The 23,510-nt window shown below is 41.0% G+C and carries 21 protein-coding genes; 16 read left to right on the forward strand and 5 right to left on the reverse strand.

Features of this window, described 5'->3' with window-relative positions; translation table 11 throughout:
- Position 1 precedes the first annotated feature (1 nt).
- Entirely contained in the window at positions 2-541 is a 540-nt protein-coding gene (locus O1Q79_RS08555; protein ID WP_386691718.1) for a GNAT family N-acetyltransferase, read from the forward strand.
- Here the strand turns inward: O1Q79_RS08555 and O1Q79_RS08560 are convergent.
- Positions 527-1,285, reverse strand: coding sequence for a DeoR family transcriptional regulator (locus tag O1Q79_RS08560; RefSeq protein WP_386691720.1), 759 nt, complete (start codon positions 1,283-1,285; stop codon positions 527-529). The two genes, O1Q79_RS08555 and O1Q79_RS08560, sit on opposite strands and share 15 nt — an antisense overlap.
- Before the next feature lie 207 nt (positions 1,286-1,492).
- Here O1Q79_RS08560 and ltnD point away from each other — a divergent pair, with 207 nt between their 5' ends.
- The 10 genes from ltnD to O1Q79_RS08610 all read left to right on the forward strand — a co-directional run bounded on the left by ltnD (position 1,493) and on the right by O1Q79_RS08610 (position 12,957).
- Positions 1,493-2,398: an L-threonate dehydrogenase gene (gene ltnD, locus O1Q79_RS08565; RefSeq protein ID WP_386691722.1), complete on the forward strand. Its 906-nt coding sequence runs from the start codon at positions 1,493-1,495 to the stop codon at positions 2,396-2,398.
- A gap of 2 nt (positions 2,399-2,400) precedes the next feature.
- Positions 2,401-3,642, forward strand: coding sequence for a 3-oxo-tetronate kinase (gene otnK / locus O1Q79_RS08570; protein ID WP_386691724.1), 1,242 nt, complete (start codon positions 2,401-2,403; stop codon positions 3,640-3,642).
- A complete protein-coding gene (locus O1Q79_RS08575; protein WP_386691726.1) occupies positions 3,639-4,271 on the forward strand; it encodes an aldolase in 633 nt (210 codons plus the stop codon). Before otnK ends, O1Q79_RS08575 begins: the two co-directional genes overlap by 4 nt.
- Positions 4,272-4,273: 2 nt before the next feature.
- Positions 4,274-5,053, forward strand: coding sequence for a 2-oxo-tetronate isomerase (otnI, locus tag O1Q79_RS08580; RefSeq protein ID WP_386691728.1), 780 nt, complete (start codon positions 4,274-4,276; stop codon positions 5,051-5,053).
- A 116-nt stretch (positions 5,054-5,169) separates the two neighbouring features.
- A complete protein-coding gene (locus tag O1Q79_RS08585) occupies positions 5,170-6,522 on the forward strand; it encodes a gluconate:H+ symporter (RefSeq protein WP_386691730.1) in 1,353 nt (450 codons plus the stop codon).
- Between the two features lie 67 nt (positions 6,523-6,589).
- On the forward strand, positions 6,590-7,942 hold the full coding sequence (locus O1Q79_RS08590; protein WP_386691732.1) for an alpha/beta hydrolase-fold protein: 1,353 nt from the start codon (positions 6,590-6,592) through the stop codon (positions 7,940-7,942).
- Between the two features lie 14 nt (positions 7,943-7,956).
- Positions 7,957-8,916: a D-erythronate dehydrogenase gene (denD, locus tag O1Q79_RS08595; protein WP_386691734.1), complete on the forward strand. Its 960-nt coding sequence runs from the start codon at positions 7,957-7,959 to the stop codon at positions 8,914-8,916.
- Positions 8,917-8,925: 9 nt separating this feature from the next.
- On the forward strand, positions 8,926-10,392 hold the full coding sequence (locus O1Q79_RS08600) for a gluconate:H+ symporter (protein ID WP_386691736.1): 1,467 nt from the start codon (positions 8,926-8,928) through the stop codon (positions 10,390-10,392).
- Between the two features lie 17 nt (positions 10,393-10,409).
- Complete coding sequence (locus O1Q79_RS08605) at positions 10,410-11,096, forward strand: cyclase family protein (protein WP_386693379.1); 687 nt, start codon at positions 10,410-10,412, stop codon at positions 11,094-11,096.
- Between the two features lie 58 nt (positions 11,097-11,154).
- On the forward strand, positions 11,155-12,957 hold the full coding sequence (locus O1Q79_RS08610; RefSeq protein WP_386691738.1) for an alpha/beta hydrolase: 1,803 nt from the start codon (positions 11,155-11,157) through the stop codon (positions 12,955-12,957).
- A gap of 267 nt (positions 12,958-13,224) precedes the next feature.
- Here the strand turns inward: O1Q79_RS08610 and O1Q79_RS08615 are convergent, their stop codons facing one another.
- Positions 13,225-14,043, reverse strand: coding sequence for a BRO family protein (locus O1Q79_RS08615; RefSeq protein ID WP_386691740.1), 819 nt, complete (start codon positions 14,041-14,043; stop codon positions 13,225-13,227).
- Between the two features lie 220 nt (positions 14,044-14,263).
- Here O1Q79_RS08615 and trmA point away from each other — a divergent pair, with 220 nt between their 5' ends.
- The 3 genes from trmA to O1Q79_RS08630 are packed head-to-tail and all read left to right on the forward strand — an operon-like array spanning position 14,264 to position 17,008.
- Entirely contained in the window at positions 14,264-15,355 is a 1,092-nt protein-coding gene (trmA, locus tag O1Q79_RS08620; protein ID WP_386691742.1) for a tRNA (uridine(54)-C5)-methyltransferase TrmA, read from the forward strand.
- Between the two features lies 1 nt (position 15,356).
- Positions 15,357-16,256 carry a cation diffusion facilitator family transporter gene (locus O1Q79_RS08625; RefSeq protein WP_386691744.1) on the forward strand — a complete coding sequence of 300 codons (900 nt, stop codon included), beginning with the start codon at positions 15,357-15,359 and terminating at the stop codon, positions 16,254-16,256.
- The gene (locus tag O1Q79_RS08630; RefSeq protein ID WP_386691746.1) at positions 16,253-17,008 is read left to right on the forward strand and encodes a class I SAM-dependent methyltransferase; all 756 of its coding nucleotides are present in this window, start codon (positions 16,253-16,255) and stop codon (positions 17,006-17,008) included. Before O1Q79_RS08625 ends, O1Q79_RS08630 begins: the two co-directional genes overlap by 4 nt.
- Here the strand turns inward: O1Q79_RS08630 and O1Q79_RS08635 are convergent, their stop codons facing one another.
- The 3 genes from O1Q79_RS08635 to xylA form a co-directional block, all read right to left on the reverse strand.
- Complete coding sequence (locus O1Q79_RS08635; protein ID WP_386691748.1) at positions 17,009-17,521, reverse strand: hypothetical protein; 513 nt, start codon at positions 17,519-17,521, stop codon at positions 17,009-17,011. It abuts the gene before it with no gap.
- Between the two features lie 129 nt (positions 17,522-17,650).
- Positions 17,651-19,096 (reverse strand): xylulokinase, encoded by a 1,446-nt coding sequence (gene xylB, locus O1Q79_RS08640; protein WP_386691750.1) that lies wholly within the window; start codon positions 19,094-19,096, stop codon positions 17,651-17,653.
- 56 nt (positions 19,097-19,152) lie between these two features.
- A complete protein-coding gene (xylA, locus tag O1Q79_RS08645; RefSeq protein ID WP_386693381.1) occupies positions 19,153-20,472 on the reverse strand; it encodes a xylose isomerase in 1,320 nt (439 codons plus the stop codon).
- A 224-nt stretch (positions 20,473-20,696) separates the two neighbouring features.
- On the opposite strand from xylA, the gene O1Q79_RS08650 reads away from it, so the two are divergent.
- Entirely contained in the window at positions 20,697-22,115 is a 1,419-nt protein-coding gene (locus O1Q79_RS08650; RefSeq protein WP_386691752.1) for a family 43 glycosylhydrolase, read from the forward strand.
- A 1-nt stretch (position 22,116) separates the two neighbouring features.
- Complete coding sequence (locus O1Q79_RS08655; RefSeq protein ID WP_386691754.1) at positions 22,117-23,469, forward strand: MFS transporter; 1,353 nt, start codon at positions 22,117-22,119, stop codon at positions 23,467-23,469.
- Positions 23,470-23,510: the final 41 nt, after the last annotated feature.

Below are 23,510 nucleotides of genomic sequence, written 5' to 3' on the forward strand. Positions count from 1 at the left end.
CATGAAGATTAGAAAAGCTCAACCGCAAGATTTATCCGCCATTGTGACCATTTATAACCAAGCGATACCCACTCGTCGGATTACCGCAGATCTTACCCCAGTCACCGAACAACAACGCCGTCCGTGGTTTGAACAACATCTGAACAACAACACACATCCTTTATGGGTTATGGTAGAAAACGATGCTAAAAGCACTGTTGAAAGTGCGGTACAAAATGAAAAAGTTTTGGGCTGGTGTAGCTTTTCCCCTTTTTACCGCCGTGCCGCTTTTGACCAAACCGCTGAACTCAGCCTTTATTTAGATCAAACTGCTCGTGGCAAAGGCTACGGCAGCCAAGCTCTACAATTTATGCAACGCCAAATGGCTGCCTGTGGCATCAACACGTTAATGGCTTATGTGATTGAAGAAAACCATGTTAGCCGCCGATTATTCGAAAAACACCATTTCACACAATGGGGACGTTATCCTAATATTGCCAATATGGGCGATAGCTTGCAGACATTTTTGATGTATGGGTTTCAGCAGCTAAACCAAATATAACGTAATCTCCATTTCCGCAACATTTTTTTGCAAATTTTCTGGCAAAGCGTTATCACAAATAATACTATCAAATACCGTCAATGGACAGATAAAAAACGTGGCAACTTTACCGCACTTAGACGAATCAGACACTAAAATACGTTGCTGACTTGAATTGATAATCGCTTTTTTGACAGGAATTTTGTTTTCATCGGGTGTACTTAACCCATTCATATTCCAAGAAGAAGTAGAAATAAACGCAATATCCAAAGAAATATGTTGCAGAAATTGAGCCGCTAACTCGCCGACGGATGAGCGGTTAGCTTTATTCACTCTCCCGCCTGTATGAAAAATCTCACCTTTACCGTATTCCATGAGAAAGTTTGCAATCACAAAATCATTGGTGACAATTAATAAATCTTCACGTTCGGCGAGTCTTTTTGCAATTTCTAATGTGGTTGTGCCTGCGTCAAGATAAACCGTTGCCCCTGTTGGTATTAAAGTGGCAGCTTTTTCACCAATAGCATTTTTTTCTTTATTTGATAATAGTGATTTATCGTTATGAGTCGGTTCAATCGCCAATCGCTCAAGAGTTTGTACACCACCTGATACGGAAATAACTTTGCCTTCATCTTCAAGTTTTTGAATATCACGACGAACAGTCATATGTGACACGCCTAACACATCCACTAAAGAATTAATGCTAACAATATCTTGCTGGCTAATTAAGTTGAGTAATTTTTTTTGTCGTTCTGCTGGAATCATTATCGCACCAATAAAAAGTCCTTTACCTATTTTGATTATTATAAACTTTTAAATTTTGTTAAACCAATACTATTAATTCACAATAATTATCACATATTAACAATAAATGTTAATATTTGTGATCCAGATCACAGATTTTGTTTTTTATTTGGGGCATAATATTTGCCAATAACACAATATTTACCATTCTGTAAGGAGAAAACAATTATGACAAATCAATCTTATTCTGTCGCCGTAGTGGGTTTAGGATCAATGGGTATGGGCGCTGCATTATCCTGTATTAATGCTGGCTTAACCACTTATGGTATTGATTTAAATCCCGTTGCGTTAGAAAAATTGAACGCTGCTGGAGCAAAAGCCGTGGCAACTAATGGCAATGATTTTGCACACAATTTAGATGCGGTGGTGATTTTAGTGGTCAATGCGGCTCAAGCTAACGCCGTGTTATTTGGTGAAAATGGCTTAGCGGCAAAATTAAAAGCTGGCACAGCGGTAATGGTGTCTTCCACTATGGCAGCTGCGGATGCACAAGCTATTTCACACAAATTAACAGAACTAGGCTTAATTATGTTAGATGCCCCTGTTTCAGGCGGAGCTGCCAAAGCGGCGGCGGGTGAAATGACGGTGATGGCATCGGGTTCTACGGAAGCCTTTGCAAAATTGCAACCTGTGCTTGATGCAGTGGCAGGTAAAGTTTACAACATTGGAGCAGAAATCGGCTTAGGGGCGACCGTGAAAATTGTGCATCAATTATTGGCTGGTGTGCATATTGCCGCTGGGGCGGAAGCCATGGCGTTAGCATCAAAAGCAGGGATTCCGCTTGATGTGATGTATGATGTGGTGACCAATGCGGCTGGTAATTCTTGGATGTTTGAAAACCGCATGAAACATGTGGTGGACGGCGATTATACGCCGCTTTCCATGGTGGATATTTTTGTCAAAGATTTAGGCTTAGTAAACGATACCGCAAAATCCTTACACTTCCCATTACATCTTGCCAGCACCGCTTATTCCATGTTTACCGAAGCGAGCAACGCGGGGTTTGGCAAAGAAGATGATAGTGCGGTGATTAAAATTTTCAGTGGCATTAATCTGCCGAAAAAAGGAGCATAATCATGTTAGGTGTTATTGCAGACGACTTCACTGGTGCGAGCGATATTGCCAGTTTCCTTGTGGAAAATGGGCTAACTGCGGTGCAAATGAACGGCGTTCCGAGTGAGCCATTGAACGCTCAGGTGGATGCCATTGTGATTAGCTTGAAATCACGTTCTAATCCAGTAGAACAAGCTATTGAGCAATCCTTGAAAGCGTTGCATTGGTTACAAGACAACGGTTGCAACCAATTTTATTTCAAATATTGTTCCACTTTTGACAGCACCGCAAAAGGCAATATTGGCCCGGTGACCGATGCGTTATTAGCCGAATTAAAAGATGATTTCACCGTGATCACGCCAGCTTTGCCCGTGAATGGTCGCACGATTTTTAACGGCTACTTATTTGTAGGTGAGCAATTGTTAAGTGAATCGGGCATGAAAAATCACCCAATTACGCCGATGACGGATGCCAATTTAATGCGATTAATGGATGCTCAAGCCCAAGGCAAAACGGGTTTGGTGGCGTATGCTGATGTGATTAAAGGGGCGGACAGTGTGAAAGCACGCTTTGCTCAATTAAAAGCGGACGGTTATCGCTATGCCGTGGTGGATGCGGTGGATAATAGCCAGTTGGCAGTGCTAGCGGAAGCGGTGGCAGATTTTAAATTAGTAACGGGCGGTTCAGGTTTAGGGGCATATATGGCAGCCCGTTTAAGCGGTGGCAAACAAGGCACGAACGCTTTTGTGCCAACCCAAGGCAAAACCGTGATTTTCTCGGGATCTTGCTCCGTGATGACAAATACACAGGTGGCGTATTATAAAGCCAAAGCCCCAAGTTTTTATTTGGATGTGAGCCAAGCCATTGGAAATCCAAACTATGTTGACGAATTAGCCCAATGGGTGTTGGCGAATTTAGACGGCAAACTTGCCCCATTGGTGTATGCCACGGTGGAAGCCACCCAGCTTAAACAAATTCAAAACCAATTTGGTGGCAACAAAGCCAGCCATGCTATTGAGCAAGTTTTCGCCAAGTTGGCAGAAAAACTCAAAGCCAATGGGGTAACCAATTTCATCACCGCTGGCGGTGAAACATCTAGCATTGTGGTGCAACAGCTTGGCTTTAGCGGTTTCCATATCGGTAAACAAATCGCCCCTGGTGTACCTTGGTTGAAGGCGGTGGAAGAGCCAATTTATTTGGCGTTGAAATCAGGCAATTTTGGTAAAGAAAACTTTTTTGAATATGTACAAGGAATGATCTCATGATGGAATTAGAACAAAAACAGCAGCTGGTTGAACTGGCAAAATCCTTTTATCAACGAGGGTATAGCGTAGGCGGTGCGGGTAATTTATCGGTGCGGTTAGATGAAAATCGCATTTTAGTCACTCCAACAGGATCATCGCTCGGGCGTTTGGATACGGAACGGTTGTCCGTGGTGGATATGCAAGGCAATTGGATTTCGGGCGATAAACCATCCAAAGAATATGTATTTCATTTGGCATTGTATCAGCAAAATCCAAAATGTAACGCCATTGTGCATTTACATTCCACTTATTTGACTGCACTTTCTTGCCTAGACGGTTTGGATCAATACAACGCCATTAAAGCGTTCACGCCTTACTATGTGATGCGTGTCGGTAAATTGCAAGTGATCCCTTACTATCGCCCAGGTTCACCCGAAATTGCTCGGGAATTAAGCGAGCGAGCTTTAACAGGCAAAGCCTTTTTACTTGCCAATCACGGCATTGTGGTCACAGGTTCTGATTTGCTTGATGCCGCCGACAACGCCGATGAGTTAGAAGAAACTGCAAAATTACAATTTATTTTGCAAGGACAAAATATTCGTTATCTCACAGATGACGAAGTGAAAGATTTGGAAAACAGGGGGAAATAATTATGCCTAAATTTGCAGCCAACTTAACCATGATGTTTAATGAAGTTCCATTCTTAGATCGCTTTGAAGCAGCCGCCAAGGCAGGTTTTAAATATATCGAATATCTTTGGCCTTATGACTATCCAGCCACTGAATTAAAAGCGAAATTAGATCAATACGGTTTAAAACAAGTCTTGTTTAATACCAGTGCAGGTGATGTAGCGAAAGGTGAATGGGGCGTTGCAGCGATCCCTGGGCGTGAAGTTGATGCTCACCGAGATATTGATCAAGCCCTTGAATATGCCATTGCGTTAGAATGCCCAACAGTGCATATTATGGCAGCCGTTGTACCAGAAGGGGCAGATCGCAGTGCTTATGAAAATACCTTTGTGGAAAATGTTCGTTACGCTTCTGAGAAATTCAAACCGCACGGCATTAATATTTGTCTTGAAGCCTTAAGCCCAGAAGTAAAACCTAATTATCTGCTCAAAAGCCAATTTGACACCTTAGCCATTGTGGAAAAAGTCGATCTTGATAATGTCTTTGTGCAACTGGATTATTTCCACGCTCAAAATGTGGATGGCAATTTAGCTCGCTTAACCGATAAGCTCAACGGTAAATTCTCCCACGTTCAAATTGCTTCCGTGCCAGATCGTCATGAACCTGATGAAGGGGAAATCAACTATCAATATATTTTCGACAAGCTCGATGAAATTGGTTATGACGGCTATGTGGGTTGTGAGTATAAACCACGAGGCGACACCGTGGCGGGATTGGGTTGGTTTGAGAAGTATAAAAACTAGCTAAAAAACACCGCACTTTTATCCAAATTTAACAATACCTGTCGCCCTAAGCCATTGGGGTGATAGGGGTTGTTTTGCCTAAAATTTTGTGGCTTAACATAAAAAGGAAAATCTTTATGTCAAACGAAGTTCTTATTTTAATTGGTATTTCCAGTGTTTTTGCTTTGTTATTTATTATGATTAAAGGCAAAGTTCACCCGTTTCTGGCGTTAGGTATTGTGAGCATTGCAGTAGCATTAAGTACAGGCATTCCCATGGGTGATGTTATCCCAACCTTAGTGAAAGGGATGGGTGGCACACTAGGTAGCGTAGCGTTGATTGTCGGTCTGGGGGCGATGCTCGGTAAAATTATTGAAAAATCCAATGGGGCTGATGTATTAGCTGGTTGGCTATTAGATAAATTTGGTGAGAAAAATGCCCCCTTTGCTTTAGGTGCCACAGGTTTTATTTTTGGTATCCCTGTGTTTGTGGATGTAGGTTTCCTAGTGTTATTACCGATAATTTTTAGTGTCGCACGCCGAATCGGTGGCAATATGCTCACTTATGCGTTACCAATTGGTTTATCCATGTTAATGGTTCATGTGGTACTTCCACCACATCCGGGGATTGTCGCTGGTTCACAATTATTAAACGCAGATATTGGCTTAGTATTAGGTATCGGTTTAGCCGTTGCGTTACCCACATTTTTAGTCGGTCAAGTGTTTATTCCATTTTTCACCAAACGTCATTTTGTCGAAATTCCAACATCTACTGATTTATTGCAATATCAAAAGCAATTATCTCAAAATGCGAGTGGTTTACCAAAATTTGCAACGGTTTTATCCATGATTGCCTTTCCTTTAGTATTAATTATGTTGGGGACAATCACTGCGACGACGTTACCAAAAGAAAATATCATTCGCCAAATCTTTAGCATGGTCGGTAGTTCACCTTTTGCATTATTGTTAGCGGTATGTCTGTCTTCTTATGTATTAGGTTTCCGCCGTGGTTGGAATAAAGAAAAAGTGGAAGAAATTTTAAATTCTGCTTTAGCTCCAATTGCTGGAATTATTTTAATCACAGGGGCCGGCGGTATGTTCGGTAAGGTATTAGATGCGAGTGGCGTAGGCAAAGCACTTTCCGATGTATTATCCAGTACTGGATTACATGTTCTCGCTCTGGGTTTTATTTTATCTGCCCTATTACGTGCAGCTCAAGGCTCTGCCACGGTCGCAACAATTACGACCACGACTATCCTTGCTCCAATGATTACATCCGCAGGTTATGACGGTATTCATATTGCCTTAATTACTTCCGCCGTTGGTGCAGGCTCAATGACCTTATCTCACGTCAATGACAGCCTATTCTGGGTATGGACAAAATTCTTTGGTATTTCAGTTTCCCAAGGCTTAAAAACATGGAGCATACTCACCACTATTTATGGCTGTATTGCTTTTGGGCTAGTAAGTTTGATTTGGGTGGTTATTTAATAATATGTTAAGTGAGCTATCTGATTAGAGTAGCTCACCTTTTTCTTTTCTATATTAGGAGTAATTTATGTTAAAAAATAGCAAATTTCTTTTTCCTTTATTACTTTTATCCACAAGCATTTACGCCTCCCCCGATCAACCACAACCACCTAGTAAATCAATACAGACTTTACTACTTGCTGAGATCACCGCTCAAGGGCAGAAAGTAAATGGGGTAGCGTTAGAATATGAAGATAATATTTTATCGGGCAATGACTTACGCAAAACCTATCAAATTTACACCGCAGTTGATAGCCAAGAAAAACAAGCTCGCACCATTTTACGGGCTTATGTGAATGATCGTCCTGAACTCACCGCTCACCCCCACGCAGGGAAGTTTGTAGTCATTGAGCTAGATGAGCAAGACCGCAATGCGGATCTTTATACGCTCAAAACAGAAAATGATAAGCCGATGTCGTTTCGGGCGAAAGATGACAGTGGCAAGATTGTACTGGTTGAGAAAAAACAAGCGACCAAAGTGCCTGTATATTATGGCGACCGCCTGACCTATTATATTGAGCAAACGGGTTTCCTAAAATTAACCAATGGCAAGACCCTTGAGCATACTCAAATCCAACAAACTGCGGTGAAAAGTCGGGTTAAAACGCCGTTCCTTGATCAGTTTGTGGCAAAACAGGTGACGGGGAAAAATCCTGATAATCAATTGGCTTATCAATTGTATGTACCTGAAATGGAAGCCAATAAAAAATATCCGTTGACGATTTTCTTACATGGTTCAGGGCAAGTGGGAACGGATAATCTCGCTCATTTACTTTCCAGCCTTGGGGCAATTGCCACCCTACCTTACGAACAAGGTTTTGTTCTCGCTCCCCAATATAGCACGGTGTTTGATCCCTTTGATGATGTCAACAAAGGGCAAAAAGGCGGTATTCACTGGCAAACTGACAACCGCATCAATTTGTTATTAAACATGATTGATGACACCGTGAAAAATAACCCCACCATTGATCCAAATCGCATTTACTGCACGGGGCTTTCTCGTGGTGCGGAAGGTTGTTTAAATCTGTTGTTAAAAAGACCGCGGTTTTTTGCGGCGGCTTTACTTGCCAGCGGTCGTGAAGCCCACACCGTTGAATGGATAGATGGTAATGCCAGCAAAGAAAATTTAGCAGCCATTAAAGATGTGCCAATGTGGTTTTTCCATAGTAAAGAAGACAAAATTTCCCCCGTGCAAGGATCTCGAATTAACGTTCAATTGTTAACCGAACTTGGTGCGAAACACACCAACTATACCGAATTTACCACCGAACAAGTGGGCGATAACGGTATTTTAAACAACAATCCACACAATACTTGGGATGCGGTGTTTAGCAGCCCTGAAGTGATACGTTGGTTGTTAAGTCAATATAAAACACCTTAATACAGGAGTTTGTTATGCAAATTATTATTACGGGTGGACAAGGTTTTTTAGGGCAACGGCTTGCCAAAACCCTTTTAAATCAGTCCCAACTGAATATCTCAGAATTAGTGTTAATTGATGTGATTCAACCCACTGCACCCAACAATGATCCCCACAATGATACGAGAGTTCGTTGTTTGCAAATGGATTTACGCGATCCTGTTGGGCTGGAAAAAATCATCACGCCACAAACCACCGCCATTTTTCATTTAGCCGCCATTGTGAGTAGCCATGCAGAACAAGATCCTGATTTAGGTTATGAAATCAATTTCTTGGCCACAAGAAATCTGCTTGAAGTTTGTCGGCAAAATAATCCGAAAGTGCGGTTTATTTTCTCCAGTTCCTTGGCAGTGTTTGGTGGAACATTGCCTGAAATTATTTCCAATGACACGGCGGTCACGCCACAGTCTACCTATGGCACACAAAAAGCCATGTGCGAATTACTGATTAATGATTACAGTCGAAAAGGTTTTGTGGATGGTATTGTGGTACGTTTACCCACTATTTGTATTCGCCTAGGGAAACCAAATAAAGCGGCATCGTCTTTTGTGAGTAGCATTATGCGTGAACCTTTGCATGGCGAAAATGCCATTTGCCCAGTATCCGAAGACTTGCGTTTATGGCTTTCTAGCCCCAATACCGTGATTAACAATTTTATTCATGCTCTCCAACTTCCGCCATTACCGCCTCGAGATTGGCATGTGATTAATTTACCTGGTTTTAGTGTCAGCGTAAAACAAATGTTGGCAGATTTAGCGGAAGTGAAAGGACATCAAATCTTGCAACATATCCAATTTGAGTTTGATGAAAATATCAACAATATTGTGGCAAGTTGGCCACCGGAAATTAACAATACCACCGCCTTAAAACTCGGTTTTAACGCAGATGTTAATTTCCAAACGGTTATTCAACAATTTATTCGTGACGACATATAGGAGTTAGCTATGTTTGGATTACCTATTCCCATTATTGGATTAATTATTGCGGTATTTGTGTTAGTTATTTTGGTGTTAAGAACCCGAGTGCATGCCTTTATTGCCATGTTGATTGCTTCTGCCATTGCTGGTTTAGTCGGTGGCATGTCGGTCAACCAAACCCTTGGGGCAATTTCCACGGGCTTTGGTGGTACATTAGGCGGTATCGGGATTGTGATTGGTCTTGGTGTCATGATGGGGAGCATTTTGGAAGTGTCAGGTGCTGCCGAGAAAATGGCATATAGCTTTATTAAATTTTTAGGCAAGAAAAAAGAAGAATGGGCGTTAGCCATTACGGGTTACATTGTCAGTATTCCGATTTTCGTGGATAGTGCCTTTGTGATTCTTTACCCCGTGGCTAAAGCTTTGGCGAAAAACGGCAAACGTTCCTTATTAACCTTAGGCGTAGCATTAGCAGGTGGCTTGGTCGTGACACATCATACCGTGCCACCAACACCTGGTCCGTTAGGTGTAGCAGGGATTTTTGGTGTAGATATTGGCACCATGTTATTAGCGGGTGTGGTGTTAGCCATTTTACCTGTAGTGGGGATTGTATTTTATGCCAAATGGTTAGATAAAAAATATCCCACCTTTAACCAAGAAGTCTTCACCCAAGAAGAGCTTAAACAAAAATACGATGATTACATTGCCAGCCGTGAGCAAAAACAGCTACCAAGTTTAACGTTATCTTTAATGCCGATTGTGCTACCCATTGGATTAATTTTCATTAAAGCCATGTTTGATTTGGTGGTGAAAAGCAACGCAGAGCTTGGTGAAACGGCGATTTATCAATGTATTGCTTTTATTGGACACCCAATGATTGCCTTGGCGATTAGTGTGTTAGTTTCAGTTTATACGTTGTTACCAAAAACAGACAAAGAAACCACAGCGGTTTACCTTGAAGAAGGGGTAAAAACCGCAGGGATTATCTTGCTTGTGACGGGAGCAGGCGGTGCATTAGGGGCAGTATTGCGTGACAGTGGTGCAGGCAAACAATTAGCAGAACAAATTGCCACCTTGCCAATTTCACCAATTTTAATTCCTTTTATTGTGTCAACCTTAGTTCGCTTTATTCAAGGCTCAGGCACGGTGGCGATGATTACAGCCGCCTCCATTTCTGCCCCAATTTTGGCACAAATCCCTGGGGTAAATATGTTACTCGCTGCTCAAGCCGCCACCATGGGTTCACTGTTTTTCGGTTATTTTAACGACAGTTTATTCTGGGTGGTGAATCGCATGATGGGTATTAGCGATGTGAAAAAACAAATGATCGTTTGGTCTATTCCTACCACGATAGCTTGGGCAATTGGCGGCAGTTTAGTGATTATTGCCAATCTGATTTGGGGTAATGACGGATCGGTCTTTGATCTGATTTTCCCGATTGCGGTGTTGCTCGCTATCTTGTTTTATGTCAACCGACAAAATAAAACCCTTTAATCGATAGGAGAAAAATGATGTTTATGTATCTCTCTCACCCCTTAGATCCAAAAGATTTAGCTTGGCCTGGTGAACCTAGTGTAGAAGTGAATCGTTGTACTGATGTCAGCGAAGATTGCCCGTTTAGTAGTTTTCTCACCAAGTTACCCAACCATTGTGGTACACATATGGATGCACCCCGTCATTTCGTCAAAAATGGGTTGAGTATCAATGAATTGCCATTGGAGTATTTCTGCCACAAAAACGTGGCATTACTGGAAATACCCAAAGGGGAAGCAGAAGGCATTACCAAAGAAGATCTTGAACCCTATGCAGAGATTCTCTCTCAAGTGTCCTTTGCATTTTTACGCACAGGGTTTGAACAATATCGAGAAAGTAATCCGCTCATTTATCAACATGAATGTCCGTATATTTCAACAGGTGCAGGGCAATATCTGTCTGATAATTTTAGCAATTTAAAAGGTGTCGGCATTGATTTTCTCGCCTTAGGATCGCCGTCAAAACGTGTACCTGATGCGGAAAATCCGAAAAATTGCCATCGTGCGATTTTAGGCTATTACACAGGGCATTTCACCACAGTCATTGAAGATATGCACTTGGCTGAACTGCCTAAAAATGCCAACATCAAGCAATTTTTCAATGCCCCTTGGCGAATTGCAGGGTTAGATTCAAGTCAAGTGACTTGTATTGTTGAACTTGAATAGTCTGTATTTTAGTGGGGAAAATAGCGTAATTTTTCCTCACTAAATTTAAGGATACTTTATGAAAAATACCAAATTAAGTTATATCTTTGCGCTTTTCTTTCTAGCACTAAGCCTTACTGGTGCATTTTTAGCATCATTAATTGAACGTGATTTTGGGCGGATTGATGTCACCACCGTGAGTTTTATGACAGTAGAAAATAAACCCATGGTCGCCAAATTATATCGCCCAATTTCAGCCACAGCAGAAACACCGAAACCTGCGTTATTGGCGTTGCATGGTTATCAAAGTGATAAGGAAGCCACTAGCACTTTTGGGGCATTAGAGCTAGCAAAACGGGGTTTTGTGGTGTTAGCCATTGATCATTTTGGTCATGGTTATTCAACCCAATTACCTGCTGCCAATAAAAATATGAGTGGCGCAAATAATGGCTATCAATATCTGAAAACCTTACCTTTTGTGGATAAGGATAAACTGGGTATTTTTGGGCATTCCACAGGTGGGCTAAATGCCATTCGTGTGGCAAAATTAAATCCCGATCATAAAGCCGTAAATGGCTTGAGTAGCAGCGCAGGTGATAACGAATTACACAATTATCTTCTCACTCAAGGGCTTTATGAAGAAATTGGGGGCTACCGAGAAAAATCCTTTCCTGTCAAAGCATTAATTCATCATGAAAGCAGATTAACGGCTGTTGGATTATCTACTAACGACACCTTACAATGGAATCATACCTACGGCAATAAAGAAGACGGTTCTGTTCGCCGAGTGGCGTTAGTTGATGGCTCGCATTTGGGGGTGATGATCGCTAAACAAAGTAATAAAGAAGCGATTTTGTGGTTCAACCAAACTTTGCAAAATGGTCTGCAAAATCAGGATTGGATTAATCCAGATGAGCAAACCTATTGGTATAAAGAATTTGCGGGATTATTTGCTTTGTTTGCGGCCTTGGTTTCTGCTTTGTGTTTAGCCAATGCTTTATTGAAAAATGCCTACTTTTCCGCAATTACACAAACAGTTACTCATAAAATGGCGATTTCTAAAACTACATGGAAATTATTTGCCTTAGTGAATATTGTTGCCACCATTATTCTTTACCCAATATTCACTCAATGGGGTGGGGAGAATGAACCTATTGCCTCTGTATTGCCTTTTATGCCATTGGAAATGGGCAATGGCATTGTACTTTGGTTAGTGGTAAGTGCGGTGATTAATTTGCTCTTTTTTGTGTTATGGAAAAAAGGTTCTACGATTTCACTGAGTGAATTTGGTGTATTCACCAACAATTCATCTTTAACCACATTTAATCTGATTTCTCGTTCATTGTTATTAGCCATATTGCTTACGGCTTGGTTATACGCCATAGCGAGTTTTGTCCATACTTACTGGGGAGTAGAATTACGTTTCCTTTGGCCGTTACTCAAACCACTCACCGCTGAACGTATGGATTTATTTTTAGTTTATTGGTTACCAATATTATTTTTCTTCTTTGTTTTCAATGGATTAATTATTAGTGTACAAATGAAACAAAAAAACGGGAAATCCTTTACATCCACACTTCTCACTTGGACAATTAAAACCAGCATTTTTGCCACAGGTGGTTTAGTGATTTTATGGCTATTTCATTTTATCCCGAATTTTATGCAAATCGGCCCCGGTTTTGATGTGATTGGTTTACCACAATTTGGCGGACGTTGGATGATGATGTTAGCCGTCATTATTCCCCAATTTATTATATTCAGCTTGATTAATCATTGGTGTTATTTGAAAACTGGCTATATTTATTTAGGCGTTTTCTTGACCTCCATTTTAATGACATGGATTTTGGTGGGTGGACAGGTCATTGGGCGATTTTTGATTTAGTTTGACCATTCATGTGTTAAGGAAAACATATTATTAACTTAGAGGGGAGAAGACGATCACCTCATATAATAAGATCTAAAATGGATTATTACTTTTTTAGCCTTATTCAAAACTTCCGTCTACAGCAATTCAGTTTAATCTAAGATTGAATCTTAAATTAAACTGAATTTTTTGCTAAGAAACACTAATCACATCATATTTACTCTAGCATGATGTCTGTTATAACAATTCCCGGCAGTGCAACAAAGCAAAATGTGCGGTACTTTTTTACGATTTTTCCTTACCAATTCTCAACTGTTTCGCTGATAGCTCACTCACCACTTTTTGCCCGGTGCGTTGTTCCAATGCCACTCTAGCGGTGTGCGCCACTTCGCCACCTTGTTGAGCCACTTGTTTATTTTGCTCAAAATTTTCAGGGTTGATTGCATGTGAAATATCTTTGGTGGACGCTTCGGCAAGCATATTTAAAATCAGTTCGGTATTGGTCATATTATCTCGCAGATTTTCTTTTTTTAGCCCCTTGTGCTGTTTGTATTCTTTAACTGTTTTACCGCTCCATGCCTTGGTTAAAATATTGGTGAGAACGGCGAACTGTTGCCCTTCTTGGACGCCAGTGCGTTTCCATTCATCCGTAAGTTCTTTTCGGATTTCAATGCTTTTTAGGCGTTGATTAATCCAATCGTCTGAATAGCCTAGTCGTTGGTAATCTCGCAAAGCTCGTTCAATGGTGAGTTCAGGATCTTGCAGTTCATCTAACCGTTCACGCCCCACTTGGGCTAACCACAACTTAAATGGCTCGGCTTTAGGGGATGGAATGGATTGAATCAAACGGAATACTTGCTCCGTGTCGGCGACATCGGTTAAACGCATTTTGCCGTCTGGGGCTTGCATTTTCAAAGCGTGACAATTTGTCACGGTTTCATTTCCTTCATTTCTTAGGCGTTCTTTTAATTTACGCCAATAGGCTTGCGGATTAACGCTTTCAGTCAAAACTGCCACCACATCAATCACGGAAAAGTACCATTTTTCTTGATTTTCGTCCCAGTGAGAACGGATTTCTTGTTGTTCAAAAACTTGTAGGCTCATTGTTTTTCTCATTCTATTCCAGCTAATATACTGATCAAATTAACACTAATTTTTTAATCAGTCAATGCTGTATAACTTATTTTTGTTGCTCAATCTTTCCCTTTGATAAATAGGTTTTGGATAAACAGAAAATCTGGTGAACGTGCCGATACAATATATTTAAAGGTTATTTTATGCTAAAATCTTGCCAATATTTTTACGCTATTTAATTAACCGATAAATGAACTTGCCCACTGAACAATACGATAATTTACTCGCCGAAAAGTGCGAAAAACTCACCTCACTTTTTGCCCCTTTTCATGCACCAAAATTAGAGATCTTTGCTTCGCCTACGCAACATTTTCGTATGCGGGCAGAGTTTCGGGTGTGGCATGATGGGGATGATCTTTATCATATTATGTTCGATCAAGAAAGCAAAAAGCGTTATCGGGTGGACAGTTTTCCCATTGCTAGTGAATTGATTAATCAGGTGATGCAATGCCTGTTGCCGTTATTAAAACAGCAAGATGTGTTACGAAATCGATTGTTTCAAATTGATTATTTAAGCACTTTAAGCGGACAGATTATTGTGAGTTTGTTGTACCATAAAAACCTTGACGAACACTGGGTTGAACAAGCAAAAAAGATCAAACTACGGTTGGAAAATCAAGGGTTTTCGGTACAAATTATCGGGCGTGCATCCAAGCAAAAAATTTGTTTAGACCAAGATTATGTGGATGAAATTTTACCGATTAACGGTAAAAATTATGTGTATCGTCAGGTGGAAAACAGTTTTACCCAACCGAATGCGAAAGTGAATTGTAAGATGTTGGAATGGGCGGTGGATTGTACACAAAACAGCCAAGGAGATTTGCTTGAACTCTATTGTGGTAACGGCAATTTTTCCGTGGCGTTAGCTCAAAATTTTCGTCAAGTGTTGGCAACTGAAATTGCCAAGCCATCAGTGAATGCGGCACAATTTAATATTGTGGCCAACCACATTGATAATCTGCAGATTATCCGTATGTCGGCGGAAGAATTTACCCAAGCCATAAATGGTGTACGTGAATTTAACCGCTTGAAAGGTATTGATTTGAATGCCTACCAATGTAATACAATTTTTGTGGATCCACCACGTGCTGGGCTTGATGCGGATACCCTAAAATTGGTGCAGCATTATGATCGGATTTTATATATTTCGTGCAATCCGCACACCTTATGCGATAATTTGCAAACTTTAAACCAAACCCATCGTATTGAGCGAGCCGCCTTGTTCGATCAATTCCCTTACACCGAGCATATGGAATCGGGTGTGTGGTTAGTGAGAAAATAAAATGTCAGAAAATTATTCGAAATTTGTGAAACGTGCTAGCCAGCTTGCCATTGCTGTGGCGAGTATGCTGATTTTAATTAAAGCCTTTGCTTGGTGGCAAACGGGATCCATTGCGATTCTCGCTGCCATGACGGATTCCGTGGTGGATTTATTTGCGTCGATTACCAGCATTTTGGTATTGCGTTTTGCCCTATTGCCGCCCGATCATAATCATGCGTTTGGACATGGCAAAGCGGAATCATTGGCCGCTTTGGCACAAAGTGCGTTTATTGCGGGTTCGGCGGTGTTTTTGCTGTTGCAAGGCATCCATAAATTAACCAATCCGCAATTAATCGACAATTCAGAAATGGGGATTTGTGTCAGTGTTATCTCCATTGCGTTTACTGCTGCTTTAGTGGGCTATCAGAAAAAAGTGATTAAGTTGACCGAAAGTCCTGCCATTCAAGCGGACTGTTTGCATTATCAAACCGACTTATTGATGAACGTCGCCATTCTGGTAGCAATGTTGTTAAATATGTATGGTTTTATTTATGCGGATGCGATTTTTGCCATTGGGATTGCACTTTATATTGCCTATAATGCCTTTAAAATGGCGTGGGATGCGTTGCAAATTTTACTGGATAAGGCGTTGCCACAGGAAGAAATCGACCAGATTAAAGTCATGGCAGAACAGCATCGTAATATTCTCGGCATTCATAGTATTTGTACTCGCCGTGCCGGTGCGGTGCGGTTTATTCAGTTGCATTTGGAGTTAGATGACAGTTTAACCTTATTTCAAGCCCATCGCATTACCGATGAACTGGAAGATAAAATTCATGCCCTATTTCCCAATGCGGATATTATGATTCATCAAGAGCCGAAATCGGTGGTGGATTTAGAAAGGGCTCAAGGTTTGATATGATTCAACTGATTTGTGAAACCGAAAATTCTGAATTTTTCACCGCACTTTGTGTGGAACAAGGGTTAATTCACGCCCCAGACAGCCCATTGGCACTGGTACAAACCGCAGTTGGGGACGACGTGCGGTTGGAATTACGCAAATTAGATGAACCCAAATTAGGTGCGGTATTTGTGGACTTTGTCAGTGGTGCTATGGCACATCGCCGTAAATTTGGTGGTGGACGTGGCGAAGCCGTGGCGAAAGCCGTTGGTATTAAAGGCAGTGAATTGCCCACAGTCATTGATGCGACTGCCGGTTTAGGGCGTGATGCCTTTGTGTTAGCATGTATTGGTTGCCAAGTGCGTTTAGTGGAACGTCATCCAGTCGTCAGATTATTATTGCAAGACGGTTTACGCCGTGCCTATCTTGATCCTGAAATTGGTGAGATGTTACAGCAGAATTTGCAGCTTTTGCCGGTGTCGAGCATTCACGAACTGGATCCCGAACAACATAAAGCTGATGTGGTTTATCTCGATCCCATGTATCCCCATAAACAGAAATCTGCCTTGGTTAAAAAAGAAATGCGTCTGTTTCAACACCTTGTGGGGGCGGATGAAGATGCCGACCAGTTGCTAGCCCCCGCCTTGCAATTAGCGCAAAAACGTGTGGTCGTGAAACGCCCTGACTACGCTGAATTTCTCGCCCAAAAAGCACCGCAGTTTAGCCGAGAAACCAAGAATCATCGCTTTGATGTGTATCTTGCCACACACTGATTATTTGTTTACGACTAATCTTGAGCCATCGGTATAAACAATTTTCATGGCAATATTTGAAAGACTTAAGTGAGCGTCTTTTGCTTGAGTAGCCTGTATAAAATCAGCTGGTAATTGTGCCACAGCAATAGGTAGTGCCATTTCAACTTCCTGACCAGCCTTCAAACCATTTTTATTAAAATCAACTGGTGCATCTAAATTTAATACAGCCTGTCCGTTATTGGTAAATTGTGATACCCAGTGTACGGTTTTAATTGCTTTTTTACCCACATTTTTCAAGCGATATTTAAATTCTACCGTCGGTTGTTGATCTGAACTTACACCTGAACCTGCTCCAAGATATTGTATTGAAACAGATTGAGTAAATCGTTTTAACAAGGTTTCTTTGCTTACTCTTTGTTGTTTACTACTGCTAGAAGTGGCTTTCTGTGTAGCTTGAGTGGTTTTGGCATTGACTTGTATTGAGACAAATGACGATAACATAATCACAAATAAAGATGAAACTAATTTCATTATTTTCTCCTATGAAGATGAATGTGTTGGAAAATGAATTCAGATAATTGTACCTTGATTAGTGAATAGTGTAAAAAATTTATATCTGTTTGATTAATTTCCAAAACATTCATCTGCATGGCATCTAGATTATACTCCCTTCAACCGCTGATAAATCTCCGTAAATTTCGCTCGTTTTTCCTGATATAACGCATTTTTATTTAAATCAGGTTGATAGACAGCTTCCAACGGCAACGGCTGACACAACGCCGCTAAATCTGCGGTCGGATTTAACGCAATTTGAGCCAGTTTTGCGGCTCCCAATGCAGGTCCTACATCACCACCTGTACGATATTCCAAGGTTTTTCCCGTAATATCCGCCAATAATTGTCGCCAATAGGCACTTTTTGCTCCACCGCCGATGAGCGTGATATTGTCCGCTTGTACGCCAGTTTCGTGTAATACGTCAATGCCGTCTGCCAAGGCGAAACTCACGCCTTCCACCACGGCTTTTGCCAAGGTTTGAGCATTGTCGTTATGGCTTAATCCCCAGAATACCCCTTTCGCATAAGGGTCGTTGTGTGGTGTGCGTTCGCCAGAGAGATAAGGTAAGAAAATTGCCTCAGAATTGACCGCAGTTTGCTCAATTTGTTGGAAAAGCGTGGCGACATCCGCCGTATTGGTCGCATTTTTCACCCAATCTACTGCCGAAGCCGCGGTTAAAATCACCGACATTAAATGCCAACGGTTAGGCAAAGCGTGGCAAAAACTATGCACCGCTTTTTGCGGATTCGCAGTAAACTTATTAGTGACCACAAAATACACGCCTGATGTTCCCAAAGATAACATCGCTTGCCCTGTTTGATACAAACCTACGCCTATCGCCCCAGCAGCATTATCGCCACCACCTGCCACTACAGGCACTTGTGGCATTTTCCAACGTTCAGCAATGTCCTGACGTAAATGACCTGTAATTTGATTGCCTTCAAATAAACTCGGCATATTCTCTCGGCTTAATCCACAAGCATTGAGCAAGGCATCATTCCAATCCCTTTCTGCCACATCAAGCCACATTGTACCTGACGCATCGGACATATCGGACGCATATTCTCCCGTCATCAACAGACGTAAATAGTCTTTTGGTAATAAAACTTTATGCACTTTTTCGGTTATATCAGGTTGATGCTTTGCTAACCAACGTAATTTCGGGGCAGTAAAGCCTGGCATCATCAAATTGCCTGTAATGTCACGACTGTTAGGCACAAGTGCTTCCAACTCGGCACATTCCGCAAAACTGCGACCATCATTCCACAAAATGGCAGGTCGCAATACTTGATCCGATTTATCAAGCAAGGTTGCTCCGTGCATTTGCCCTGTTAAGCCAATGGCTTTCACTGCTCGTAAATCCTGCTGTTCACTTAACTGTTGCATTGCTGAATTGAGTGCATTCCACCAATCCTGCGGATCTTGCTCTGACCACAAAGGTTGCGGACGAGAAACGGTTAACGCACTGTGTGTAGTGGCAATGACTTGCTGCTCATCATTCAACAACACCACTTTTACGCCTGATGTGCCAAGATCGATACCGATGTACATAGTTGCTCCTTAAAACTGCGGTGCAAAATTTTAATGTTTTACACCGCAGTTTTGTCTTATCTATAAATATAACGATTCACCAAATTTTCCAAATATTCTTGTTGCCCTGAAACAGGTAGCGGATTTAATCCTTGAGTTTCAACCTGTTGAGCCAACTCTTGTAATGATGTTTTACCCGCTAAAATTTGTTGTCCTAGCTCACCGTTCCAACCAGAATAACGGCTATCTACCAGATTTTGCAAGGTTTGATCTTCTAGCATTTTAGCAGCTCGTTTAAGGGATAATGCTAATACATCAATCGCCCCAATATGTGCGTGGAATAAGTCATTCGGGTCAATACTTTGACGGCGAACTTTGGCATCAAAATTAAAGCCACCAGTGGTGAAACCGCCTGCTTTTAAGATTTCATAGATAACCAAGGTATTTTCTTCTACGCTATTCGGGAATTGATCCGTATCCCAACCTGATTGCGGATCGCCACGGTTCGCATCAATGGATCCAAAAATATCCAACGCCGCCGCCGTGGCAATTTCGTGTTGGAACGTATGCCCTGCGAGTGTGGCGTGGTTGGCTTCAATATTGACTTTGATTTCTTTTTCCAAGCCAAATTGTTTTAAGAAACCATAAACCGTCGCCACATCATAATCATATTGATGTTTGGTTGGCTCTTGCGGTTTCGGCTCAATTAATAATGTACCGTTAAAACCAATTTTATGCTTATGTTCTACCACCATTTGCATAAAACGTCCAATTTGATTGCGTTCACGTTTTAAATCGGTGTTCAACAAAGTTTCATAGCCTTCCCGACCGCCCCATAACACATAATTTTCACCACCCAATTTTTGCGTAGCATTCATGGCATTAAACACTTGTCCCGCAGCCCAAGCAAAGACTTCAGGATTTGGATTGGTCGCTGCCCCCGACATATAACGTGGATTGGTAAAACAATTTGCTGTTCCCCAGAGTAATTTTAGCCCTGTTTCTGCTTGTTTTTGAACCAAAATATCCACCATTGTATGGAAATTATATTGATATTCTTTAAAAGAATTGCCTTCTGGTGCAATATCCACATCGTGGAAACAATAATAAGGCACGCCTAATTTTTGCAAAAATTCAAAGGCGATATCCGCTTTTTGTTTTGCTCCTGCGAGCAAATCAGTATTTTTTTGCCAATAACGATCCAACGATCCCACGCCAAACATATCATTGCCATTCCAGCAAAAGGTATGCCAATAACAGACTGCTAAACGTAAATGTTCCGCCATGGTTTTGCCCAAAATTTGTTGGGTTGGGTTGTAATGTTTAAAAGCAAACGGATTGGTTGAGTCTTCACCTTCGTATTGTATTTTATCAATTTGGTTAAAAAAGCTCGTCATCATCATTCTCCTGTTAAGTTGGTAAAAATAGGTTTGTCAAAATAATGCGGAAAATTGTCTATCTATTCAATTACGTTATTTCGTTTTTCCATTCTGATTATTGGTTTATGTGAACTGGCTCACAAAAGTGAAAAAACGTAATGGGGTTGTGAAATCTAATAATTGCCCTCTGTTTAAAATTTCCGCAAACTTTCATACGATACAACAATATCATGGGGGAAAAAATGATGAAAAACCAATGCCACAATCCCTATTTGCCACTCTACGAACATATTCCCGATGCCGAACCCCGAGTATTTAATGACCGACTTTATGTATTTGGCAGTCATGACCAAGAAAACGGCAATGAATTTTGTGAATTGGATTATGTGGCTTGGTCTGCTCCGATAAATGATTTATCCGATTGGCGATATGACGGCGTGATTTATCGCAAACAAGACGATCCTGATAATCAAGCTGGCTTGCCACTCTATGCCCCTGATGTGGTGCAAGGCAAAGACAGGCGGTTTTATCTGTATTATTGCGTTAAATTTCAAGATGCGATTTGTGTGGCAGTTTGTGATACACCAGCAGGTAAATATCAATTTTACGGTAAGATTCAATATCCTGACGGCACGATCATGAGCGACAATCAGCCCTACGATCCGTCTGTGATTTGTTCAGAAGATGGCAACTTTCTGTATTTTGGTTTTGCTCCTTGTATGATCAATATTCCAAGATATAAAGGACAAGATTTAAAAGGCGGTTCTGTAGTAGAGCTGGAAGATGATATGCTCACCGTCAAGGGCAAACCACAAATTGTTATTCCCAGTTTAATTTATAGCAAAGGCACATCTTTTGCAGGCAATGAATATTTTGAAGCTCCTTCTGTTCGTAAAATTAATGACAAATATTATCTCATTTATTCATCAGTGAATACCCACCAGCTTTGTTATGCTATAAGTTATAAGCCGATGCAAGGATTTGTTTTTGGCGGGGTGATTGTAAGTAATGGTGATGTCAGTTATCAAGGACGTTCAGAACAGGATAAATTAATGTCTGTTGGCAACAATCACGGTGGATTAGTACAAATTCATGATCAATGGTACATTTTTTATCATCGCCATACCTCATTAAACCAATACAACCGACAAGGTTGTGCAGAAAAAATTTATTTTGAGCCAGATGGACAGATAAAACAAGTGACGATTACCACCAGTGGCATGAATCCTATGCCATTATCGGGTAATGCTTTCTATCCTGCGGTCTATTGTTGCAATCTCAGCAATGGGCGAATGGGGGCATTAACATCACTCGGCAGAACCAACAGCGAAGTGGATTTTCCCTATATCACAACAGAAAATGGCGAACGCTACATTACTAACGTTCAAGATAATAATCTCATTGGGTACAAATATATCAACCTTGCTGAAACACAGGATATTGAAGTGATTTATCGCTCAACCCAACAAGGTATTTTAGAAATCCGTACTGATCCTTTAGGTGAAACAAAGGGCATTATCAAATTAAACAAATCTAAATGGTGGCGATCTGCTGAAACCTGCATCAAATTTACCCCAACAGAAAAAGAACTTTATTTCATCTACAAAGGCAAAGGGAATATTTCTCTTATGGCATTAAATTTAAAAGGCAAGGAGTCATGATATGAGTAAAAATAAACCAACACGCAAAGAAATTTTTGCCTTTGCCGTGGGCGATGGCGGTTGTAATTTAGTCTGGACAACCATTGGATCCTTTCTCACCCTTTATTACACCGATAGCGTAGGCATTGCAGCTGCCACTATCGGTACGATTATGTTATTAAGCCGTTTATTAGATGGTTTATCTGATCTCGTCATGGGTGGTATCATTGACAGAACGCACACTCGCTGGGGCAAAGCTCGCCCTTGGATTCTTTGGTCAGCAGTTCCTATGGGATTAGGGCTTGTACTGATGTTTAGTATTCCTGATAGCCTCAGCAACAACGGCAAAATTGCGTATGCCAGTATTTCTTATATTTTGATGTCAGCTGTGATTTATACTGCCTGTAATTTGTCCTATAACACCCTACTATCTGTTTCTGCCCCGGATCCAAAAGATCGGGTAACAATGAGTTCCATGCGATTTTTCTTTACCATGTGCACGGTATTATTTATCAATTATAGCTGTATTCATTTTGTGGAAAAATTTGGCTGGACAGGCATGTCGGTGATTTTTGGCGGATTGGCAATTATTCTATTGTTGATCACTTTCTTTGGTACAAAAGAACGCACACATACTGAAGTCAATACAACAAACACTACCACCAGTAGTCAACATCAAAATGCCACAGTATCCTTTAAATTATTATTTACCAATAAGTATTTTATCTTGCTTGCGATTATTTTCGTCATTAATTATACCATTCTTGGGGTAAATAACGGGCTACGAATTTATTATGCTAAAGATGTACTCGGCAATATTACACTTATGGGAACATTAACCTTATGTTTTATTCTCCCTAAACTCATTGGTAATCTTGTTTATCCTTATATTAACAACTGGCTAGGAAAATGGAAAAGTATGATGTTAGGTTATGTGCTTGAATTAGCTGGCTTGTTAATTATGGCATTGAGTGATACCAGCTTTGCATCTGCCGTGATTGGCTTAGTTTTACTCGGCATTGGTGGTATCCCCCATACTGCGGGCTTATTCGCTATGGTGGCAGATGTCATTGATTATGGTGAATGGAAAACAGGTGTTCGGCTAGATGGTTTAACTAATTCGGTCACATCTTTTGGCATGAAAGTGGGGGCAGGGTTCGGCAGTGCGTTAGTGGGCTGGGGTCTTGCTTGGGTAGCTTATGACGGTACGTTGGCTGCTCAAACAAGTGAAACCATTGAAGGCATTAAATGGGTCTTCACGTTTGTTCCAGCAGGGTTAATTATCATTGGACTCGTTACACTCTATTTCTGTAATTTAGATAAAATTTATCCGCAAATTGCCGAAGGATTGGCGAAAAAAAGAAAATTAATCTGATAATCTAAATTTAGCCAAACATACCGTACTTTTACTAACCT

It is taken from the genome of Lonepinella sp. MS14434, assembly GCF_042468235.1.
Classification (GTDB): domain Bacteria; phylum Pseudomonadota; class Gammaproteobacteria; order Enterobacterales; family Pasteurellaceae; genus Lonepinella.